Source organism: Bacillus sp. BP-3, assembly GCF_028401955.1.
Classification (GTDB): domain Bacteria; phylum Bacillota; class Bacilli; order Bacillales; family Bacillaceae_G; genus Bacillus_A.
The window spans coordinates 111,802-134,817 of record NZ_JAQOTJ010000012.1 but is presented as its reverse complement, the minus strand read 5'-3'; the positions used below and the strand labels follow the sequence as shown (position 1 = coordinate 134,817).

Below are 23,016 nucleotides of genomic sequence, written 5' to 3'. Positions count from 1 at the left end.
AAAAACTATATAAAGTACGGTGTTCTACTATTGAACGGAGTTTTGCGGATGCCAAGGAACTACATGGCTATCGATATACTCGGTTTCGAGGGCTGAAGTCTGTCCAAATGCAAGCATATCTTACCGCAGCTTGTCAAAACATGAAAAAAATAGCCCTTCACCTGACCAAAAGCGGTCAGGTGAAGGGCTATTTTTCTTATTTTTATCATTTTCTAGTTCTTTTGTTCATTAACAAATCAATAATTCCCAGAGTGTCGGAAACCCTGAAGGGTTTCCCAACACTCTGGAAAACCCGGCCATGGCCGGGTTTTTAGTTTGGATTAGAAAGTCCGTAGAAAAGCATTGTAAGGATATCTTTTGTTTGTTGTTCGCGATTTTTACCGACTAGGTGAGTGACGAATTGATCACTCATCTTAGAAAACATATTGATATATAACAAAATCATATCTTTTGAAAGACTTGGATTAATTTCTTCTTTTTGCTGTGCCTCTTCAATAAAGCGAAGAAAAAGGGGAAGCGCTTTATCATTTTGATATGTAAATAGAAAATTACGCAATTCTTCATCCGTTTGCATTGCTTGTTCAATCATTTCAGGATGAAAAGTGCTCACACTTTGTAATTTTCGAGTGATTATACGATGTATTTTTTCTTGAAAAGATAAGTCGCTCTTAAACAGTTCTTCATAATAATGAACTTCTTGAATTGTAAACTCTTGAATGAGCTCACGAAATAAAGCATCTTTACTTCCGAAATGATTATATATTGTAACTTGTGAAACCTTTGCTTGTTTTGCAATATCTTCTATTTTTACATCTTTATATCCATGTTTTGAAAACAATTCTAATGCAGCCATTTTAATAGCCTGCTTTTTTTTCTTTTTCACTTTTTCAAAACCGTTCATATGAATCACCTCCACTTAAATATACAAGATGATAAGAAAGGAAACAATATTTTTGAAATATAGACTTTGATAAATTTCAAAAAATATTGCTTCTCTTATAACAAGGGAGTATAATGATTTTGAAATATAAAATGTATAATATTTCAAAAAATGAGGTGGGATCATGTTAATCGTTCAAAATGTAACGAAACAGTTTTCAAACGGAAAAGGTTTATTCGATGTTTCATTTCAAGTAAAAGAAGGGGAAGTATTTGGTTATTTAGGCCCCAATGGAGCAGGGAAATCAACAACAATTCGCAATCTAATGGGGTTTATACAACCTACTACTGGATCAGCGACGATTTTTGGACTCGATTGTTGGAATGACGCAGCAAAAATTCAAAAAAGTGTTGGTTATTTACCAGGAGAGATTTCTTTTATAGAAGGAATGAACGGACTGGAATTTTTACAACTTATGCAAGGAATGCGTGGGATGAAAAATAACAGTCGCCGTGATGAATTAATTGAACGTTTTCAGTTTGATGTGAAAACACCTATTCGAAAAATGTCTAAAGGAATGAAACAAAAAGTAGGGATTGTAGCAGCCTTTATGCATAATCCTGAAGTACTCATTTTAGATGAACCAACTGCAGGTTTAGATCCACTCATGCAGCAGTTATTTGTTGATCTCATATTAGAAGAAAAACAAAAAGGGAAAACCATTTTTATGTCTTCGCATATTTTTACAGAAATTGAACGAACTTGTGATCGAGTGGGGATTATTAAAGAAGGACGATTACTAACGGTTGAAAATATTCATGATTTGCGAGCGAAACAAAGGCAAGTAATCGATGTGACAGTATCTTCGCACGAAGATTTGCAATCATTAAAGAAAACATCACTACAAATTGAGAGTGTACAAGGGAATACAGCTTCTATTATCGTACAAGGAAATTATAATGAACTTCTTCAAACATTAGCGCAGCACGATATAATTGGTTTTCAGGTGAGAACAATGGATTTAGAAAATATCTTTATGCATTATTATGATGCAGAAGGAGAGAATCGGTTATGAGTAAAACGTTATTTGTTGCAAGTTTAAAAGCAAATGCAAAAATGATTTTGAACTATGCTGTTGGCTCTGTTCTATATTTATGGTTACTCATTTGGATCTTTCCATCGATTTCAGCTGCAAAGGGAATAGATGAAATCATGAAGGCAATGCCTAAAGGGGTTTTAAAAGCAGTTGGTTTCGAAAAAGGATTTGAACAATTGAATGATTTTTTAGCTGGAGAATATTATGGGTTAATCTTTGTTTTGCTCTTAATGGTATATAGTATTTTAGCATCGACGCAACTTGTTGCTCATCTAGTTGACAGAGGGTCAATGGCATATTTATTATCTACATCTGTCTCGCGTACAAAGATAATTTTGACACAAGCGTCTGTTTTAATCATTGGATTATTTACAATTGTTATAGCGACTTATCTTGGCGGTTTAGTTGGGGCAGAATGGCTAATTGAAAAAGTATCTCTTGATAAAGTGCTATTTTTAAAACTTAATTTTCTTGGTGGACTTGTATTTCTTGTTATTTGTGCTTACTCATTTTTCTTTTCCTGTTTACTTAATGATGAGAAGAAAGCATTAAGTATTTCTACAGGTATAACAGTACTGTTTTATGGATTGGATATGCTCGGGAAATTGAGTGAGAAATTGGAATGGATGAGAAATCTATCTATATTTAACCTGTATCGTCCGCAAGAAATTGTGGATGGAACATATAACATATGGCCGGCAAGTGTTGGTTTACTGGCAGCATCTTGTATTCTTTTTGCAATGGCTGTTATGCTGTTTAAGAGAAGAGATTTACCCTTATAAAGATGCAATACACGTTAAATATTATAAAAAATACAAACAACCTTATTTCGCTATTCAACTGAGATAAGGTTGTTTTTGGTCTGTTATTCTTGTAATAACTGCTATATTTTCAAAATAGGAATGCTTGTTTCTGAGAATGTTTATTTAAAATGATATATTCAAGTGGAACAAACGAGATAAAAATCCTTTCTATTTAGGGGAGGATGAGAGCATCTGGCTGTGCATAGAAGCGACTTATATGTCAAAAAATTAAAATGGATTTATAAAGTGAAAAAAGAATAAGAAAGTTGCTATTGTTGTGAGTAGTAAAAATGAGTTTTTCAGATAAAATAGGAGAAAGTTTTTTCAACGTTATAAGAGGAAAAAAGGGAAGGGTCAAAAAAGACGATATGTATAAGAATACAATATTATCCGAATAATTGTATTATATGAGTTTAACAAATTAGTAATAAATAAAAGAGTTAAAGCATCACATATAGTGAGGAGATAGTTTTTTAAAAGTTTATTTCATAGAGTTATTATAAATATTACTGTAATAAAATAATTTTTAGAATTTTCAATAATATAGCTTTACAAAACAGAAAAAAACAGTAGAATATTAATTAATAGAAATTTCTGATAAATATATAGAAAGATGTAAAAATATCAGAAAATTCAAAACTATAGGTATCGTACATAAAAATTAGGGAGGGTACAAAATGAAAAAGATGAAAAAAATTGCAGCTGTAGTTGCACCAGTATTAGCAATGAGTGTGGCGCTAACAGCGTGTTCTGGGGCAGGAGACAAAAAAGCAAGTACAGAGCCGAAAAATGGAGACAAAAAAACAGAAGGTAAGTTAGCAGCAAAACAAGTGCTAAACTTAGTAGAAGCAAATGAAATACCTTCAATGGATGTTTCAAAATCAACAGATACTGTTTCTTCTCTTATGTTAGGGAATACGATGGAAGGGTTATATCGTCTAGATAAAGATAATAAGCCGATTCCAGGTATCGCAGAATCTTATAAAAAGAGCGATGATGGTAAAAAATATACATTTAAACTACGTAAAGATGCAAAATGGTCAAATGGAGACCCTGTAACAGCAAAAGATTTCGTTTTTGCATGGCAACGTCTGTTAAATCCAAAAACAGCAGCTGAATATGCATTTATTGCATACGATATAAAAAATGCAAAAGCAATTAACGAAGGAAAATCACCAGTTGATTCTTTAGGTGCAAAAGCAGTAGATGATTATACATTAGAGGTAGAATTAGATAATCCTGTTCCATATTTCATTGGCTTAACAGCATTTACGTCTTTCTTACCGCTAAATGAAAAAGTTGTAAAAGAACATGGAGATAAATACGGTTTAGAAGCTGATAAAATGGTTTATAATGGTCCATTTAAAATGACAGAATGGAAGCATGAACAAGGTTGGAAAGTACAGAAAAATGATCAGTACTGGGATAAAGCAAATGTTAAGTTAGATGAAATCAATTGGAGCGTTGTAAAAGAACAATCTACTCGTGTGAACTTGTATGAAAGTGGTCAACTTGATCGCGTTGGTTTAACAGCTGAATATGTTGATAAATATAAAGCGAATAAAGATGAATTTGGAACACTGCTAGAACCGTCAACGTTCTTCTTACGTTTAAACCAAAAACGTAATGGCCAAGATACAGTATTTAAGAATAAGAAAGTCCGTGAAGCAATTGCAATGGCATTTGATAAAAAAGCGTTAGCAAATGTAATATTAAATGATGGTTCTAAACCAGTAGATTCCTTGATTCCAGAAAAATTTGCTGCTGGCCCAGATGGAAAAGACTACCGTGAAACATCTAAATCTACTGGTATCAAAACTGATGTAAAGAAAGCGAAAAAAGTTTGGGAAGAAGCGAAAAAAGAATTAGGTAAAGAAGAAGTAACAGTTGAGTTCTTAAACTATGATACAGACAATGCAAAGAAAATTGGTGAGTACTTAAAAGAACAGCTTGAGAAAAACTTACCAGGTTTAAAAGTGAATATGAAGCTTCAGCCGTTTAAGCAAAAGTTAAAATTAGAAACAGCGCAAGATTATGATCTGTCTTATGCGGGCTGGAACCCAGATTATGCGGATCCAATGACATTCTTAGATATGTTCCAAACAGGAAATCCACAAAACGAAATGAGTTATTCAAATGCAAAATATGATGAAATTATTAAGAAATCTCAAGGTGAATGGCTAACAAATCCGAAAAAACGTTGGGAAGAAATGGGGAAAGCTGAAAAAATCCTACTTGAGGATGAAGCAGCACTCGTACCGATGTTCCAAAGCGGAAGATCATTCTTACAACGTCCTACTGTACACAATATTTATAAGCATAACGTTGGTAGCCAATTCAGCTACAAATGGGCATATATCACTGAAAAAGAAGGTAAATAATTATTTGAAAAGAGGAGGGTACGATATCGTATCCTCCTTTCTCTGTTTATATTTTGAAGGGTGATGAATACATATGCAGTACGATACGAAATGGAAGTTTCATTTTATTATTTAATAGAATGATTATAAATATTACTGTAATAAAATAATTTTTTGATTTTTTTAATAATAGGACTTTACAAAGTTTAAAAAAACAGTAGAATATTAATTAATAGAAATTTTCTGATAACTATATAAAAACATAAAGTTGTCAGAAAATTTCTCGTGGTTAGTATCGTACACATAAATTAGGGAGGGTACAAAATGAAAAAGATGAAAAAAATCGCAGCTGTAGTAGCACCAGTATTAGCGATGAGTGTGGCACTAACAGCATGTTCTGGGGCAGGGGACAAAAAAGCAAGTACAGATTCGAAAAGTGGAGACAAAAAAACAGAGGGTAAGTTAGCAGACAAGCAAGTATTGAATTTATTAGAGACGAATGAAATTCCATCTATGGATTCTTCTAAATCGACGGATCAAGTTTCATTTATTGTGTTAAACAACGTAATGGAAGGTTTATACCGCCTTGATAAAGATAATAAGCCAACTCCAGGTGTGGCAGAATCATATAAAAAGAGCGAAGATGGAAAAAAATATACATTCACGCTTCGTAAAAATGCAAAATGGTCAAACGGAGATCCTGTAACAGCAAAAGATTTCGTTTTTGCATGGCAACGTCTGTTAGATCCAAAAACGGCTGCTGAATATGCATTCATTATGTATGATGTGAAAAATGCACAGGCAATTAACGAAGGGAAAGCATCGGCTGACTCACTAGGAGCAAAAGCGATTGATGATTATACGTTAGAGGTAGAATTAGAAAATCCAATTCCATACTTTATTCACTTAACATCATTTGCTTCATTCTATCCAATAAATGAGAAAGTTGTAAAAGAAAAAGGTGATAAATACGGCTTAGAAGCTGACAGTTTAGTATACAACGGACCGTTCTCTTTAGCTGAATGGAAGCATGAGCAAGGATGGAAATATAAGAAAAATGATCAATATTGGGATAAGCAAACTGTGAAGCTAGAAGAAATTAATGTTAGCGTAGTTAAGGAGCTATCTACTCGTGTTAACTTATATGAAAGCGGCCAAGCTGACCGTGTTGGGTTAGCAGCAGAATATGTTGATAAATATAAAGGAAACAAAGATGAGTTCAAAACAGAGTTAGATCCATCAACATTCTTCATACGCCTAAATCAAAAACGTGGCGGTCAAGATACACCGCTGAAAAATTTGAAACTTCGTCAAGCAATTGCAAAAGGATTTGATAAAAAAGCGTTAGCGAACGTCATCTTAAATGACGGTTCTAAGCCAGCGGACTTCCTTGTACCAGCAGAGCTTGCAACTGGTCCAAATAAGAAAGATTTCCGGGATGAATTCGGCGCTTCTATTAAAGACGTAGCGTTTGATGCAAAAGGAGCGAAAAAGCTTTGGGAAGAAGCGAAGAAAGAATTAGGTAAAGAAGAAGTTACACTTGAATTATTAAACTATGATACTGACAATGCGAAGAAAATTGGCGAGTACTTAAAAGAACAATTAGAGAAAAACTTACCAGGCTTAAAAGTTAACTTGAAAAATCAACCATTTAAACAAAAATTAAAATTAGAAACAGAGCAAGATTATGACTTCTCTTATGGTGGTTGGGGTCCAGACTATCCAGATCCAATGACATTCATCGACATGTTTGAAACAACAAACTCTCATAACCAAACGGGTTATTCAAATAAAGAGTATGATGAAATCGTGAAAAAAGGTAAGAAAGAACTATTATCTGACGTAAAAACTCGTTGGGAACAGCTTGGAAAAGCTGAGAAAATCTTACTTAAAGACGCAGCAATTGCGCCGATATATCAACGTGGTAACTCTTTCTTAGTACGTCCGTACGTACATGACATCGCTTCTCATACTTTTGGCGGCGATTTCAGCTATAAATGGGCATATATTACTGAAAAAGACAACAAAAAATAAGAGTCAGTCAAAAAGAGGATATAATACAGCATTCTGTGGAAAAATCCTCATAGTATAAAAGTGATAGCTTTCTTGATCTATATGAGGAAGCTATCACTTTTTTCATGTATAAATGGTTGTACTCCTTCAAAACAGTGGTATGAATAATTTTTGAAACAACAATTTCTTAACCATATTTCTTTGTGCACATTTTGACATATGATGAATACATATGCAGTACTACAATAAAGCGAAACTTTCATCAATATGTTATCTATTTAATTCCATCGCTAAGTTTAAGATAGAAGGAGATACTTATGAAACAATATTCTTATTTAGATTTCCTTGCAGCATTTGGTGTTGGCAGTGCACATCCAGGAGGTTTTACATTAACAAAGCAGTTATTAGCACAGCTTTCACTAGGACCATATACAAAGTTATTGGAAATTGGGTGCGGAACGGGCAGGACAGCCTCCTATATTGTGAAACAACATGGATCGGTGGTAAGTGCAGTTGAAATGAATGAAACGATGGTTGAAAAAGCAAAAAAGAGATGGAATAAAGATGGAGTAAATATTGAACTTATAAAAGGAAGTGCAGAAGCACTACAGTTTCACGATGAAGCGTTTCATATTGTATTAGGAGAATCTGTTCTTGCTTTTACAAATAAAAGAAAAGCGATAGATGAATGTTATCGTGTTTTACAACGCGGCGGGGTACTGCTTGTTATTGAAATGGTAACTGAGCAACACCTATCAGTGCGTGAGGAAGAACAGATTATAACTTTATATGGAATGGAACAACTATTAACAGAGCAGGAATGGACCGCACTCTTTCAAGAAGCAAAATTTACAACAGTACGTGTGGTAGGAGGCGGAACGATTGCTGAAACAATTTCTGCACACGTAGAACAACCAGAGTGGGATATATCGGATTATATTTCACAAGATTTGTATGATTCCTGGATTGCGCATGAACAAATTTTACAGCAATATAAGCATAGATTAGGACACCGAATTTTTATTTGTGAAAAATGAAAAAGCCAACACATGTTGGCTTATTTTATATGAAAAATAGAGCAGCTAATGTAATGCCAAAAATGAATCCCAAACCAAGTTCAACAACACCGCATCCAAATCCACCACGGCCAAATCCGCAATTATCACATTCGCCTAAACCACCGCAAACATCACACCCACAGTCAGAATAGCCAAATCCGTAGTCGAATCGTTTTTGATGAACGGGTTCAATCCATACTGATTTATTCGTTACATCGACAATTCTTCCGATATGAGTATTGCCGTCATAGTCTTCAATTCGTACCACTCGTCCGTGATATCGTCGACATGTTTGATAATGTTGATAAGAACACATATAATTTTTCCCCTTTCTCTTTCCAGTATTACGATATGATAAAAGGACAAGAGCGGCTTGTACGTTTGTCTATTCTTTCATAATTGTGATGAAAAACGGGAAGGATAGGGAAAGAATGTTTTCTAGTAACGAAAAATCCTAAGGCCTGTTAGATGAAATAAAAAGGAGAGAAAAAAATGAATCGTTCAGATACGTTTCAAACGTATGAAATGTCGTGGGAGGAACTAATAGATGCACTGCGAAAAGAAATGGCGCGTCAAGTTGGAGCCGATATTATTGATAGTATTGTCTGTGATTTAAAAGATGGCTTTGAAGTGTATACATATGTACAAGGGGATCTTGCGTTTGAATATAAGGAAGCACTTGAACGAAAATATGGAACAGATAGCAAAATTCCTAACCTATTAACTATTTTATTGCTATCAACTATTTATGATACGAAAGAAAGTAATATTCGCCTTCATGCTGATAGTAAAGAAAATCCAGTTGTGGAAGTATATGTGAAACAATAGGAGTGCTTATAGATGGCACTCTCATTTTTGTTATAATAAAAAGAAATTGAGAAAAGTATGCCCGATGGGTCTATCATGATTGTCATCGCAACGGCCCCTTTATTAAGTGATAGACAATTATATCGCATAGCAAAATATTTATAAATGATAGGTGTTAATAATTTGATTATGTAAACTGATCTTTAGTTATTACATTCCTATATAAACTACAAGGTGTAAATGTCAGTTTTTGACCACTATACAGAGATAAATATATTGATTTGAAATTTAAATGGAGAAGTATAGATGAGAAGAAGGTTGTTATAGAGATTAGAAATAATAACAAGCAATCTTCTTAATAATTTAGTTTACATAACAATATTATATTCCTATTCATTTTTCGAAATACAAGTCATATCTTGTATTTCTTCTCATAAGTTTAAACATAGGAATTTGTCTACAAAGGTGGCGAAGCTTCAACATGTATACTCGAATCATAGCCACATCTATTTTGTTTTTGCTCCTCGTATGTATGAACCCTTTTTCTAGTTTGGCGAAAGGAGAAGAAGGAAGGCAGCGTGTCGTTTCACTTGTATATGATGATTCTGGAAGTATGCGTAATAATGATCGATGGAAATACGCTAATTATGCATTGCAAAGTTTGATTGCATTGTTAGATGAAAAGGATACGTTTTCTTATGTACCAATGAGTCATCCAGCAGAGGGGATATCAGTTTCTTTGGGGAATAATAAGCGACAAGGAGAGATTGATAAAATCCAAACATGGAATGAGCAAGCGAATACACCTTTTCAATCGGTAGAAACAGCAATTCAATCGATGAAGAGGGAGGTTCAGGCGAATGCAAAGCGAGAGTTTTGGCTTATTGTTCTAACAGATGGTGCTTTTAATGAATTAGAAAAAAAAGATGATAGTGAGAAAAAGCGCATTTCAGAAACGTTAAGTAAGTTTAAAAAAGAAATGGAAGCAAAAAAAGTTTCTTTACATGCGGTATTAATTACGATGGAAGAAAATTTAGGAGCGCAAGAACAAGTACAAATGAACATTTTTAAAGAGATTTGGAAACAACAAACGAATGGAATCGTGCTACCTACAAGCGGAGAAGATGGTGTTATTCATAGTGTGAACCAAGCGGCTGCATTCATTGCGAATCGTGATCCATTTTCATCAGTAGAAGAGGCGGTAAAAACAAATATTGTAGGAAACAAAATTGAAATTACAACACCATTTCCATTAAAACGGATTACGCTTGTTGATCAATCTTCTCAGAAAGTGCCGTATCGTATTCAAAATATAAAAGGGTCACTCCAGTTACAATCAAAATTTTCAATTCAAGCGCCGGCAGGAATGGGGCTATATGGTGGTATTACACAAATTATGTCTAAAAATAATGCTGTAATCGAACCAGGTGCCTATATAGTAGATATTGATCAAGTAGTTGCAAAGGAAAATATGAAAGTTCTTGTTGAACCCGCATTAGATTATACGATTTCCACTTATGAAAAAGAGCAAAAAAAGACAACAGAGCAATTCTATGAAGGTCAAACAGCAATTATTGAAGCAAAACCAACAAATGTACCAGTAGATGCTTCGTATTTTACCGCTCAAATAGAAATAAACGGTCAAATGTATACGATGAAATGGAATGGAGAGCGGAAAGCTTTCTACTATGAAACAAAGATAGGAACAGAATCAGTACGTGGAAATGTGCACATGAATATAAAAGGCTTTTATCGTCAAACGAAAGAATTTTATATTCAATCTGTTCCAAGACCAAAACTATCATTACAAGTTATGACAACAAATTATATAGAAAAAGTAACAAATTTAAAGCATAGCGCACCATTTATCATACAGCCGCTATTGAATAATGAAGCAATGTCAGAAGCAGAAGTAAAGGAATTATTGAAAACAGCTACTGTTTCATTTCATAAATCTATCAACTATGAGATAAAGCAACATAGAAACCAACTGTACGTCTATCCTCGTCCTTATTACTCCAACACATTTAATTTTACAGATACTGGCACCGTAGAAGCTACCATCACATTACGAGATTCACAATTACAAAAAGTGAGTAAACAATTTTCACTTTCTATTAGCGATGTCCCTTTTTTCGAGCGTTATGCGATCATTTTTCAGTTTGTTCTACCGTTTAGTATCATCTTACTCATGGTTGCAATTCTTATTATTGGATGGGTGGTTCGTCCGCGTTTTCATAGGAAGGCGCTTATTTATTATGAATGGGATCAATCTATTGCGGAAGATTGGCTATATAAATCTGAACCAGAACCACTTCGAACAAAATGGTGGAATCATTATTTTGGTATTCCATTTCGAGCAGAACGGAAAACGGTACAGTCCGTTACATTTGTTGCAAAAAAAGCTTCAAAATCTATATTTGTGACGAAAGATTCGCAAGTGCCAGGTATGGTGATTGATGGTATGTTTTTAACAGATGAAGAAGCAGGACGTGAACATAAAACGTTATATCCGAACGAAATGGTTGTCATTGATCGTGGATATGGAAAAGAGTTATATAAGTATGAATGTGAATAAATAGGAAGGTGATTCACATGGATTTTCAAGTGCCGACAATTTTAATTGGACTAGGGGGAATTGGCAGTACGATTACGCATGATATTTATCGAAAGCTTCCACTAGAACGGCGCAAAAAAGTAGCGATGCACGTCTTTGATACAGATATTAATACGTTAAGTCATTTTCAGCATATACGTAAATTTGTGACGCAAACAAGTTCTAGCAAAACACCGCGCGAATATATAACAGAAGATCCGACAATCCCAGACTGGTTTCCGATTGATCCAACGATACTAGATAAACCGTTAACAGAAGGTGCAGGTCAGCTTCGAGTTATTTCTCGATTAGCACTTCGCGCGGCAATGAAGGAAGATAAATTAACATCGTTTTGGCAGGAAATCGAGAAGATTTTTCCAGTCACTAGTGATAAAACAGAATACGGCGTACGGGTTATTATTATTACATCATTAGCTGGTGGTACAGGTTCGGGGATGTTTTTGCAAATCGCTCTATATTTACGAGAAATGCTTCGGAAAAAGTTGCAACATCACAACATTTTAATTCGCGGTGCGTTCTTGCTTCCTGACGCTCTCGTAAAGACGCGTACAATAAGCGGGAAAGAGTTTGAAGCGGTGCAAGCAAACGGCTATGCATCATTAAAAGAATTACATGCTATTACATTAGGATCGACAGGAGAATTATCTCGCCGCGGGGGCGTTACAATTGAGTTAGAATACAGACCTGATCAAGTGGATGAAGATGGTCGTACAAATCATACAATTATGCAACATCACTTACCGTATAATTATTGCTTTTTATATGATTATGAAAATTTACATGGACATCATTTAAATAGCTTGTCTGACTATATGGAACAAATGACAAATACGATTTATTTGCAACTATTTAGTCCAATGTCAACGAGTCATTTCGCACAGGAAGATAATCAAATTCAGCAACTTGCTGATTCAAATGGTAAAGCCCGTTATTGCGGAGCGGGAGTCGCGAAACTTATTTATCCGTATGAAAATGTTCTTCGTTATTGTGCTTTGAAATGGGCAGTGCAAGGGCTTGATGAATCATGGCTTCATTTAGATCGACTCTTTTTAGAGAAGAAAAGTCGGTATGAGCAAGATGTTCGCCGCGGTATGCAACGTGAAAAACCAGAGCGAGGGAAAAGCTTCTTAGAGGATTTAGAACATTTAGCGACTCGTCCAGAACAAGCACATGTATTTTATAAACAAATGTACTATGAAGCACGTGAAGGAGCAGAAGGTGGAAAAATTGGTATATCAAAGGCAAAATTGTTTCTTGAGTCGGTAGAAAGCTATGTGCAGCGTACGGTGCAAAAAGATGAAGAGTTAAATCGTTTGCAGCGTGAGTGTAAAATTTCGGCTGCAAAGTTGAAAATTGCGGAGCAAATGAAAGGAGAAGTAGCGCGAGTTGATCATGCGGTGCGGTTGTATGCGTATGCAATCCCAAGTCGTGTACATGAGCATGTCACAACATTAGTTTACGACATAATTGAAGCAGATCGTTTTACGCCAAGTGGTTCAGAAGGCCAGTCCTATCAGTTAAACACATGGTTTTTGAAGAAAACTGATCCGGTTCATCCTGTAGCTGCAAAGTATATGTTATATGAAATTCGTAAATTGTTAACCGAGAAAATGAATCGTTTGCACGAAAATAATGAACAAAAGCGTAATCTCATTCAAAATTATGATAAAAAGTTTAATGTGAGTAATATTGAAGGAACCGTAACAGCTGTACGGCGTGTTGAACTCGCACAGCAGCAAAGTTGGATTGGAAAGGTACTTCATAATGAGCAGCGTGTATTCCGAAAAGAATTTCAAGATATCGCCACCCAATATGTACACAAGTTAAATGAATACCGAAAAGAAATGTTATTAGAACTTGTGTATCAATCTTTATATCAAGCTGTAGATAAAATGATTCAATATTGGGAGCGTTTCTTTGATAATTTACAAGAAACTCGTGAAAACTTATTATTAGACATTCAAAAGCGTAGTAAAGAATTTGAGGGGAAAACAAACCCAACAAATGTATACGTATTAGCAGATGAAAGAATGCAGGAAGAAATATGGAATGATATTCATCACCATGTAAACAATGGTGTTCTGCCAAAAGAGATATCTGCTGAAATTTATATGAGTTTATATCGTGAGTATTGCCGGGAAGCAGGGGCGGAGGAAGGGCAATCTCAAAAAGTAGAAGATTTTTATCGAAAGCACATTTTAACGTATTGTGAAAAGGAGCTGCGAGAACGATACAGAGATAAACTAGAATTAAATATTATTGAAGCGCTTCGAAAAGAAGCTACGATTCAAAGACGTGATATGACAGAGTATGTCAGTGAAAAAATAGAAGATTTATTACATCTTGCAAGTCCATTTATACCAAAAGTTGCACATCACCGTGAATTACAATATTGGGGTATTCATCCATTTGTTCATCAAGAATTAAATGAAGAAGCGCTCCAAGAAATGTTTCAAGAAAAAGAAACTGTTGATAAAGCCTTTTCGCCGTATGAAATTGTATGTTATCGCGCACATTACGGGTTATCGCTGCAAGATTTTCCGAAGTTATCGTCCGGGCATCTTGTAAATGGTTATGTGAATGAGAAGGGAGACTACTTTCAAGCGTATTATCGCCGTGTAAATAAATTAAACATTCGTAAATCAAATTTAACGCCTCATCTCGATAAATATTGGCATTTACCAGCGTTTATGCCGGATTTAAATGCAACACAAACGAAGTTGGATTATGAAAAATGTAATCGAGCTTTATTATATGCATATATATTCCGTTGGATTAGCCTTGCTGCGGTAGACGGACAGTTTGTTTACCAATATAACGGAGTGGGCCGAAGTTCTCTTATTCAATCGATGGGGAAAAATGTAACGAATGAAGGATATAAATTACACCGTGCCTTGCTTCATAATCCATTTATATATGAAAATATCATTTCTCGTTTTGAAGAAGAACAGGAAAAAGCATTACAGCATGGGGGACATTTGTATACACATTCATTTGTATTAGGTATGCAGGATATAAGATGGCTTCGAAAAGAACATGTTCATAATATTTTAGACATTATTCTGATGTATGATAAGGAAGCGAAATATGATCCAACATTAGAAGAAACTTCTGATGAGTTATTACGATTACTTGTTGATGAAATTGAACAGTATTTTAAAGCATATTACGGGACTGGTGCAGAATCAGTGGCCAAAAAAGAAGCAACTTTATTTGTAAAGCAACTATGGAATCGCTCATACGCAAAAGAATTTGTCGATCCTAACAGTGCACCATATAAGAAATGGATACATCTTCTTAATATCGAAATAGAAGAGGAAGATACAAAAACGAATGTTTAGGGGGAAATAGGGAATCCTTAATTTTGGAATGTACTATTTAGAAAAGAGGGGTTCTCATGCCGTTTCTTGGAAGTGTGTACCAAGTGTTTGGATTGTATGCAGAAGTTTATCATGCAATGGTTTGTATGGAGAATAAAGATACCCAATCTATTGATGATGGTATTAGTAAAGATGAAAAAGAAACTGTAGAAGAATAATAAAGAACATGCAGCAAACTGTTGCATGTTCTTTTCGTTTTCATATAGTTTTACAACATTCTTAGGTTTTGACCTCTGTTAACTTGCTTGCATGCAAGTTGTTGTTAACATTACTACCGTTTGATGCTTTCATGCATTCAAATCCTTTTTCACTTTAAAACCATTGTACTGTCCTGGTTGTTTTCATATAAACAACCTTTAAAATATTACTAAAGGTGTGTCTCTTATTTATATAAACCAAGCAAATATATGCATATATTTAAATTTGTTATCGTTTTTATGTTAAAACGGAAGATAAGAACAGTAAATGTTCATTATCGTTTTTGAAACCTCAAAACAACGAAAGCCCTACCTCTCTTTCGTCCTTACGGCTCCGATGACCGCGCCAGTATGAATCGGGATATCCAAAAACAATGATTGGATAAATGAACCTCATCGTATACTTAGAAGTATGGGAATAAAAAGTGGTGAGAATAATTCATTTAGAGGAAAAAGAATTTTTTTAGAAGGTAATGTTCCTATAATCAAATCGTAATTTTAATCATAGCATATTTACATTCATAAAGCAAAAAAACAAAATAGATGTTAGGCTATTTTGTCGTTTTAGGTATCTTATATACTTATAAATCTAGTTCAAAATGGTTTTAAAAGAAGTTCTTTACCTAGCCGACTTTCGTATTTAATAACTCAATTGCCTGATTTTCAGTAATTCCTTTAATTAAACTCAATTCACTAATTAAAATTTTTTGTGCGTTGTCTAACATTTGTTTTTCACTTGTATTAAGTGCCCTTACTTTATTCCTGCGTATTAAGTCACGAACTACTTCAGCACCTTCTTGTATTTCACCCGTCTTCATTTTCTCCATGTTTTGGGTATATCTTTGCTTCCATGAGAGTGAGTTATCTGATTCACCGTACTGAAAAATAAGTAATACATTTTCTAATGTAAGCATATCGGCAATTAATCGTATACGTGATTGTATCATTTTTCTCATCGGAATCATTACTTCCATATTACTAATTGGTATTCTTATTACATAATATTTTTGTTTTTCTCCTAGGATTTCTTTTTCTTCTATGGCTTCAATCACACCTGCTCCGTGCATTGGATAAACAATTTTATCGCCAATTTGAAACAAATAATCCACCTCCATATATGGTAACTTATCTAAGGTTATCATATATGAGATGATAAGTAAAATTTTTTATAATATCATAAAATAATTATTGAAGTCAATATATTTTTTTTGATTAGATAAAATTATTGTTATATTTTTATAAAACTAAAAAAAATGAGTGTATAATAAATTGAAATTCCCGTCATTGGGGGTTTACTAATCGTAAGTGCGGGATAAATAATGGATTGAAAAAATGTATGAAAGAGGTTTTCATAAAATGGTGAAATGGAGTTATTTTGTTTTTATTAATATTTTTGCTTTTATAATGATGGGACTAGATAAAAGGAAAGCGAAGAAGAAGCAGTGGCGTACACCAGAGAGTACGTTGTTTTTAATTGCAGCAGCAGGGGGAGGTATTGGAGCTTGGGTTGGGATGTATATGTTTCATCATAAGACACATAAAAATAAGTTTGTGTTAGGTATTCCAGTTCTTGCTGCTGCTGGAGTATATGTCTTTTGGATATTATAATGGGTTTATCCCGCTATTGGTGGGCTTTAGAAAACCCCACTGATGGAAGTCTCACTTTATATGAAAAAGTAATGTAGCGGAAAATTGTAAACAGATAGAAGGACATTTTATAATGAAGAAAAAAGAAAAGAGGAGAGTCAAATGGAAGCGCAAAAAAAAGGGATGATATATGCGACAAGTGCATATATGATGTGGGGAATCCTGCCGCTTTATTGGAAATTGATAGACGACGTTCCCGCAGACGAGATTTTAGCTCATCGTATTGTTTGGGCATTCGTTTTTATGTTATTCGTTTTATTAATTTCTAAACGTTTTGGTCAGTTTACAAATGAGTTTATTCAACTTTTTAAACGCCCTAAATTATTCATGTCATTAACTATTGCCTCTATATTAATTAGCTTGAACTGGTTTGTGTACATATGGGCTGTTAATCATAACCATGTCATCGAAGCAAGTTTAGGCTATTATATTAATCCGCTTGTTAGTATTTTACTTGGGACGCTTGTTTTAAAAGAAAAACTCAACTTTTGGCAATACATTGCTGTGGGATTAGCGGCATTTGGCGTTGCAATTTTAACAGTTCGCTATGGATCGATTCCATGGATTGCAATTTCGTTAGCATGCACGTTTGGGTTATATGGTTTGTCAAAGAAATTATTAGATTATGATTCAATGATTGGACTGACAATGGAAACGATGCTTGTAACACCGATAGCTCTCGTATATTTAGGAATATTAGGTGCCGAGGGGATGCGTTCATTTGGAGCGGTTTCACTTACATCGACATTACTTCTAATAGGGGCTGGTATTGTTACTGCACTGCCGCTTTTATATTTTGCAAAAGGTACAAAGCTTATTCCGTTATCAATGGTCGGATTTTTACAATATATTGCACCGACAATTAGCCTTGTATTAGGAGTTTTCGTCTTTCATGAACATTTTACTACTGCACACATGACAGCATTTTTCTTTATTTGGATTGCATTATTTATCTTTTCGATAGCCAAAACGAAATTTATGTTAAATAAGCAACCGAAATTTATAAAAAATAAATCTGCAAAAGTTTCGTAAAATGGCATAGTATTATGTATGCCGTTTTCTTTATAATGAAAGTAAGGATATTCCATTATAAGCGGTGAGGTGTGAATTATGGAAACAATTTTACATAACAACCCATTAATGTCTGCGGTCATTGCATGGTTTTTAGCACAACTTACAAAAGTGATCATCACCTTAGTAAAAAAGAGAGAATTTGATTTTGCACAGTTTTTTGCTTCTGGCGGAATGCCGAGTTCTCATTCTTCCACCGTCACAGCATTAGCAATAGCAATCGGAATTGAAGAAGGAATGACTAGTTCTATATTTGCTATTGCAACGATTTTTGCGATTATTGTCATGTACGATGCATCCGGAGTGAGACTTGCTGTTAGTAAACAAGCGAAAATTTTAAATGATTTTTTTCATGGAAGACAAACGGAGTATAAAAAATTGAATGAACTTGTTGGTCATACGCCATATCAAGTCGTTATCGGAGCGCTTTTAGGAATTGTTGTTGCGATTTGTTACTGTTCGTAAGCAAAGTAAGGTATGCATCTTACTTTGCTTTTTTTGTTTTGCACATATTTCCGTATCTTTTTGAATATCGTATATGGATTCAGTGAAGAAGGGGGATATCTATGCTATTGTATGACAAAGTAAAATATGAAATGGAGCGCCAGGTTACAGCGTTACGCACGATGCAGCAAAGAGATGGAACATGGCGCTTTTGTTTTGAAGGATCCCCACTTACGGATTGTACAATGATTTTCTTGTTACGTATGTTAAGAAAAGAAAAAGAAATAGAGCCATTCGTAGCAAGACTTACTTCTTTGCAAGCAAATGAGGGAACGTGGAAATTGTATGAAGATGAGCCAAATGGGAATCTTTCAGCTACCATTCAAGTTTATGCGGCATTGTTAGCTTCTAGAGAATATAAGAAAGAAGACAGAATTATGCGCCGTGCAGAACAATTTATTCACGAACAAGGTGGAATTACAAATGCTCACTTTATGACGAAGTTAATGTTAGCATTGCATGGACAATACAATTATCCTCCATTGTTTCACTTCCCTATGCCTTTTTTCTTTCTACCGGATCAATCCCCGTTTAGTATGTATGAGGTGAGTAATACTGCCCGTATCCATTTCGTGCCTACGATTATTTGTTTGAATAAGAAATTTGTAGTAGATGAAATTGATATTCCTGATTTGAATCATATAGTGGGTGCAAATAAATCAAATTGGTTTCATTCTAAACGCTCTTCAGTTTGGCAAACAATTTTATTGGAAGGAAAAAAGCTGTTTTCGTATCCATATACACTTCACCATAAAGGATATAAAGCAGCGGAACGTTTTATGCTAGAACGAATAGAAGGAAATGGAACACTTTACACGTATGCAAGCGCTACTTTTTATATGATTTACGCCCTCCTTGCCCTCGGTCATTCTATACATTCTCCTATTATTGAGAAAGCTGTATCAGGGTTACAGTCGTACATATGGAATACAAAGAATGGTGCTCATTTACAAAATTCACCTTCAACAGTATGGGATACTGTTCTTTTAAGTTACGCTTTGCAAGAAGCAAATGTGTCAGAAGATGATGCGATGATTGAACGAGCAAATCGTTTTTTATTAAAGCAGCAGCATACTTCTTATGGGGATTGGCATGTTCATGCACCTTCTTTACCTCCTGGCGGATGGGGATTTACTGATACAAATACCATTGTACCAGATTGTGATGATACAACAGCAGCGCTGCGTTCGCTTACTTCAATCGCGAAGAAAGATAAGAAAGTAAAACGAGCTTGGGATAAAGGGATACATTGGCTTCTTGGAATGCAAAACAATGATGGAGGCTGGGGAGCATTTGAGAAGAATGTTGATAAGCAGATGTTTATGCATATTCCTCTCGACAGCGCAGAAGATATGATTCTCGATCCGTCTACAGCAGATTTAACAGGAAGGGTAATCGAATTTTTTGGAACGCATGCACCGAATGAGATAAACAGTTATGATTTACAACGTGGGGTACAGTGGCTTCTACGCAATCAAGAACAAAATGGTTCTTGGTATGGAAAATGGGGAGTTTGTTACATATATGGCACATGGGCTGCTGTAACAGGCCTGCAGGCAAATGGCTTGCTAAAGAATCATCCAGCAATAGAAAAGGCAGTACGGTGGTTAGAAATGATTCAACATCGCGATGGAGGTTGGGGAGAATCGTGCAAAAGCAGTAAGGAGAAACGATTTATTTCCACAACTTTTAGTACACCTTCTCAAACTGCATGGGCATTAGATGCATTAATTGCTGTACATGATACAGAGACACCAAGCATTCAAAGTGGAATCAATTATTTGTTAGAGCATTCTTTTCGAAATATTGAATATCCGACTGGAGCAGGGCTTCCAGGGGAATTTTATATTCGTTATCATAGTTATCATCGTTTATTTCCTTTACTAACCTTGGCACATTATGTGAAAAAATACAAAGAATAAACCGAGATATATTCTCGGTTTATTTTTTGTTTCGTTGCTGTTTTTGACGTGCATCTGCAGCATTTGCACGCGCTTGTGCTTCTAAGTCATCTTGATCAGCAAGTTCCCTAGAAAATTCAACATCAATACCGTCAGATACTTTGTTTTGTTGTACATTCTTTTTGTTCATTTTACACAATCTCCTTGTGCTATGCTAAGTTACAATTATAGTGTGACACAAATAGACTTTTTTATACAAAAAGGAAAATGAAATACATAAGACGAAATATATAGAAAATATATTGGGAAGTGGGGAAGAAGAATGAACTTTTTAGAGGGAAAAACAGCTGTTGTCACTGGGGCGGCACAAGGAATTGGAAAAGAAATTGCACGTGTATTTTGTGCTTTAGGAGCAAAAGTATTGCTAAGTGATATGAATCAAGAAGTTCTAAATAGTACGACAACCCAATTGTTACGGGAAGGATATGATGTAAGGGCGTATGTTTGTGATGTAAGCAGTCATACAGATGCAAAATCGCTAATTGAGTATGCCATTCAAACATACGGTGCATTACATATTTTAGTAAATAATGCCGGGATTACCCGAGATGCAATGCTACATAAAATGGAAAAAACAGCATGGGAACAAGTGCTGCAAGTAAATGTAACAGGGGTCTTTAACTGCATGCAACCAGCGCTCCTACATATGCGTAAACAACAGTATGGCCGCATTATTAATATTTCTTCGATTAGTTGGCAGGGAAATATCGGCCAAGCAAACTATGCTGCTGCGAAAGCAGGTGTAATTGGATTAACAAAAACAGCATCAAAAGAAGCGGCTGGATTTGGTGTTACATGTAATGCAATTTGTCCGGGATTTATGGATACCGATATGACGAATGCTATACCCGACAAAGTAAAGGACAAGATGGTCGCCGCAATTCCAGCAGGGCGAATCGGAACGCCGCAAGATATTGCAAATGCAGCTGCTTTCCTAGCGTCAGACTTTGCTTCTTATATTACTGGAGAAGTGTTGAATGTAAGCGGCGGATTACAAGTATAAGGTAAAACTTCAATCGATGAGCGGTTAATAGAAAACGCTCATCGATCATAATAAATGAAGAAAGAAGGCCTTGCCAATTGGCAAGGCCTTTCTTCTAGTTTAAGTTAATCCAAACACTTTTTACTTCTGTATAGTTATTTAACGCATAAGAACCCATTTCGCGTCCAAGACCCGACTGTTTATAACCGCCAAATGGAGAGGCTGCATCAAATACGTTATAGCAGTTTACCCATACCGTTCCAGCACGTAATTTATTTGCAACATAATGCGCATTTTTCATGTTCTCTGTCCACAAACCGGCTGCTAATCCATATGCTGATTTGTTAGCGCGTTCAATCACTTCATCAATGTCATCAAATGGCATTGCCGCAACGACAGGGCCGAAAATTTCTTCTTTCGCAATCGTCATTTCATCTTGTACAGCTGCGAAAATTGTTGGAGAAACATAATAACCATTTTCAAAAGGTTTCGTTCCGCCAACTAATATTTCTGCGCCTTCATTTTTTCCTTTTTCAATATAGCCCATTACGCGATTTTGTTGTTCTTCTGATACAAGGGGACCGATGTTAGTTTGTGGATCTAATCCCGCACCCTGCGTTAAGCTTTTTGAATATAAGGCAAGATCTGCCACAACATTATCATACATTTTCTTTGGAATGAATAGGCGCGATCCTGCGCAACATACTTGTCCTTGATTAAACATAACGCCCGAAAGTGCAGCTGGAATTGCACGGGACAAATCAGCATCAGGTAAAATGATATTTGGTGATTTCCCCCCGAGCTCTAAAGTCACGCGTTTTAAAGATTGAGATGCTTCTTTCATAATGTATTTTCCAACTTCTGTTGAACCTGTGAAAGCAATTTTATCGACAAGTGGGTGACTGACAAGAGCTTGACCAGCTGTTTCTCCGTATCCAGGTACAATGTTAATCACACCATTTGGAAATCCAGCTTCTTCAATTAGTTCAGCTAAATATAGCGCAGAAAGAGGAGTTTGTTCGGCAGGTTTTAGTACGACAGTACATCCAGTTGCTAGTGCTGCTCCTAGTTTCCACATCGCCATTAAAAGAGGGAAATTCCAAGGGATAATTTGACCAACAACACCAACTGGTTCATGGCGTGTATAGTTAAAATAATCTCCTGAAACAGGAATTGTTTGACCAACTAATTTTGTTGCCCAGCCAGCGTAATAGCGCATATGTTCAATTGCAAGAGGTATATCTGCAGTTGTTGTTTCTTGAATTGGTTTTCCATTATCTAATGTTTCGAGCTGTGCAAGCTCGTCTTTATGTTTTTCCATTAAATCAGCAAGCTTGTACATGAGACGGCTGCGATCAGCACCGCTCATACGTGACCATGGACCTTCATCAAACGCCAGGCGTGCTGCCAGGACAGCTTTATGAATATCTTCACGGCCACCTTCACATACAACGGCTAATGTATCGCCGGTTGCTGGATTTGGTGTTTTAAATGTTTTTCCTGAAGCGCTTTCAATAAAGTTTCCATTTACATATAACTTTTTTGTTCCTTGCAAAAATCTCTCTACTTTTTCATGAAGGTTCACAGCTAGTTGACTCATTGTATAACCCCCTTAAAAATATATAATGTAAACGCAGCAA

At 35.3% G+C, this 23,016-nt stretch carries 20 protein-coding genes; 15 read left to right on the top strand and 5 right to left on the bottom strand.

The window, feature by feature from the left end:
• On the top strand, positions 1 to 314 hold a 314-nt coding region (locus PLX19_RS18510; RefSeq protein ID WP_272190227.1), incomplete at its 5' end, for a transposase.
• Here the strand turns inward: PLX19_RS18510 and PLX19_RS18505 are convergent.
• The gene (locus PLX19_RS18505) at positions 311 to 901 is read right to left on the bottom strand and encodes a TetR/AcrR family transcriptional regulator (RefSeq protein ID WP_272190226.1); all 591 of its coding nucleotides are present in this window, start codon (positions 899 to 901) and stop codon (positions 311 to 313) included. The two genes, PLX19_RS18510 and PLX19_RS18505, sit on opposite strands and share 4 nt — an antisense overlap.
• 163 nt (positions 902 to 1,064) lie before the next feature.
• Here PLX19_RS18505 and PLX19_RS18500 point away from each other — a divergent pair, with 163 nt between their 5' ends.
• The 5 genes from PLX19_RS18500 to PLX19_RS18480 all read left to right on the top strand — a co-directional run bounded on the left by PLX19_RS18500 (position 1,065) and on the right by PLX19_RS18480 (position 8,189).
• On the top strand, positions 1,065 to 1,955 hold the full coding sequence (locus tag PLX19_RS18500; RefSeq protein ID WP_272190225.1) for an ABC transporter ATP-binding protein: 891 nt from the start codon (positions 1,065 to 1,067) through the stop codon (positions 1,953 to 1,955).
• Positions 1,952 to 2,758, top strand: coding sequence for an ABC transporter permease subunit (locus tag PLX19_RS18495; protein ID WP_272190224.1), 807 nt, complete (start codon positions 1,952 to 1,954; stop codon positions 2,756 to 2,758). The genes PLX19_RS18500 and PLX19_RS18495 overlap by 4 nt, the downstream gene beginning before the upstream one ends.
• Before the next feature lie 698 nt (positions 2,759 to 3,456).
• The gene (locus tag PLX19_RS18490) at positions 3,457 to 5,160 is read left to right on the top strand and encodes a peptide ABC transporter substrate-binding protein (protein WP_272190223.1); all 1,704 of its coding nucleotides are present in this window, start codon (positions 3,457 to 3,459) and stop codon (positions 5,158 to 5,160) included.
• 303 nt (positions 5,161 to 5,463) lie between these two features.
• On the top strand, positions 5,464 to 7,173 hold the full coding sequence (locus PLX19_RS18485; RefSeq protein ID WP_272190222.1) for a peptide ABC transporter substrate-binding protein: 1,710 nt from the start codon (positions 5,464 to 5,466) through the stop codon (positions 7,171 to 7,173).
• Positions 7,174 to 7,469: 296 nt separating this feature from the next.
• Positions 7,470 to 8,189, top strand: a complete 720-nt coding sequence (locus PLX19_RS18480; protein ID WP_272190221.1) for a class I SAM-dependent methyltransferase — start codon at positions 7,470 to 7,472, stop codon at positions 8,187 to 8,189.
• A 25-nt stretch (positions 8,190 to 8,214) separates the two neighbouring features.
• Here the strand turns inward: PLX19_RS18480 and PLX19_RS18475 are convergent, their stop codons facing one another.
• A complete protein-coding gene (locus PLX19_RS18475) occupies positions 8,215 to 8,526 on the bottom strand; it encodes a hypothetical protein (RefSeq protein ID WP_272190220.1) in 312 nt (103 codons plus the stop codon).
• Positions 8,527 to 8,702: 176 nt separating this feature from the next.
• Between PLX19_RS18475 and PLX19_RS18470 the strand changes: the two genes are divergently transcribed.
• The 4 genes from PLX19_RS18470 to PLX19_RS18455 all read left to right on the top strand — a co-directional run bounded on the left by PLX19_RS18470 (position 8,703) and on the right by PLX19_RS18455 (position 15,172).
• On the top strand, positions 8,703 to 9,038 hold the full coding sequence (locus PLX19_RS18470; RefSeq protein ID WP_272190219.1) for a hypothetical protein: 336 nt from the start codon (positions 8,703 to 8,705) through the stop codon (positions 9,036 to 9,038).
• A gap of 460 nt (positions 9,039 to 9,498) precedes the next feature.
• The gene (locus PLX19_RS18465) at positions 9,499 to 11,595 is read left to right on the top strand and encodes a vWA domain-containing protein (RefSeq protein ID WP_272190218.1); all 2,097 of its coding nucleotides are present in this window, start codon (positions 9,499 to 9,501) and stop codon (positions 11,593 to 11,595) included.
• 17 nt (positions 11,596 to 11,612) lie between these two features.
• Positions 11,613 to 14,975 carry a tubulin-like doman-containing protein gene (locus tag PLX19_RS18460; protein ID WP_272190217.1) on the top strand — a complete coding sequence of 1,121 codons (3,363 nt, stop codon included), beginning with the start codon at positions 11,613 to 11,615 and terminating at the stop codon, positions 14,973 to 14,975.
• 56 nt (positions 14,976 to 15,031) lie between these two features.
• Entirely contained in the window at positions 15,032 to 15,172 is a 141-nt protein-coding gene (locus PLX19_RS18455) for a phosphonate ABC transporter permease (protein ID WP_272190216.1), read from the top strand.
• A 662-nt stretch (positions 15,173 to 15,834) separates the two neighbouring features.
• Here PLX19_RS18455 and PLX19_RS18450 read toward each other — a convergent pair.
• Positions 15,835 to 16,326: a CarD family transcriptional regulator gene (locus PLX19_RS18450; protein WP_272190243.1), complete on the bottom strand. Its 492-nt coding sequence runs from the start codon at positions 16,324 to 16,326 to the stop codon at positions 15,835 to 15,837.
• Positions 16,327 to 16,570: 244 nt separating this feature from the next.
• On the opposite strand from PLX19_RS18450, the gene PLX19_RS18445 reads away from it, so the two are divergent.
• From PLX19_RS18445 to shc, 4 genes are all read left to right on the top strand, one after another.
• Positions 16,571 to 16,819 carry a DUF1294 domain-containing protein gene (locus tag PLX19_RS18445; protein ID WP_272190242.1) on the top strand — a complete coding sequence of 83 codons (249 nt, stop codon included), beginning with the start codon at positions 16,571 to 16,573 and terminating at the stop codon, positions 16,817 to 16,819.
• 141 nt (positions 16,820 to 16,960) lie between these two features.
• Positions 16,961 to 17,890, top strand: coding sequence for an EamA family transporter RarD (rarD, locus tag PLX19_RS18440; protein ID WP_272190215.1), 930 nt, complete (start codon positions 16,961 to 16,963; stop codon positions 17,888 to 17,890).
• 78 nt (positions 17,891 to 17,968) lie between these two features.
• Positions 17,969 to 18,394 carry a divergent PAP2 family protein gene (locus PLX19_RS18435; RefSeq protein ID WP_272190214.1) on the top strand — a complete coding sequence of 142 codons (426 nt, stop codon included), beginning with the start codon at positions 17,969 to 17,971 and terminating at the stop codon, positions 18,392 to 18,394.
• 101 nt (positions 18,395 to 18,495) lie between these two features.
• The gene (gene shc, locus PLX19_RS18430; RefSeq protein WP_272190213.1) at positions 18,496 to 20,355 is read left to right on the top strand and encodes a squalene--hopene cyclase; all 1,860 of its coding nucleotides are present in this window, start codon (positions 18,496 to 18,498) and stop codon (positions 20,353 to 20,355) included.
• A gap of 19 nt (positions 20,356 to 20,374) precedes the next feature.
• Here shc and PLX19_RS18425 read toward each other — a convergent pair whose 3' ends face one another.
• Positions 20,375 to 20,524: a YfhD family protein gene (locus PLX19_RS18425; RefSeq protein ID WP_272190212.1), complete on the bottom strand. Its 150-nt coding sequence runs from the start codon at positions 20,522 to 20,524 to the stop codon at positions 20,375 to 20,377.
• Between the two features lie 132 nt (positions 20,525 to 20,656).
• Here PLX19_RS18425 and fabG point away from each other — a divergent pair, with 132 nt between their 5' ends.
• Positions 20,657 to 21,397 (top strand): 3-oxoacyl-ACP reductase FabG, encoded by a 741-nt coding sequence (gene fabG, locus PLX19_RS18420; RefSeq protein WP_272190211.1) that lies wholly within the window; start codon positions 20,657 to 20,659, stop codon positions 21,395 to 21,397.
• A 94-nt stretch (positions 21,398 to 21,491) separates the two neighbouring features.
• Here fabG and PLX19_RS18415 read toward each other — a convergent pair whose 3' ends face one another.
• Positions 21,492 to 22,976 (bottom strand): aldehyde dehydrogenase family protein, encoded by a 1,485-nt coding sequence (locus tag PLX19_RS18415; RefSeq protein WP_272190210.1) that lies wholly within the window; start codon positions 22,974 to 22,976, stop codon positions 21,492 to 21,494.
• Between the last annotated feature and the right edge of the window lie 40 nt (positions 22,977 to 23,016).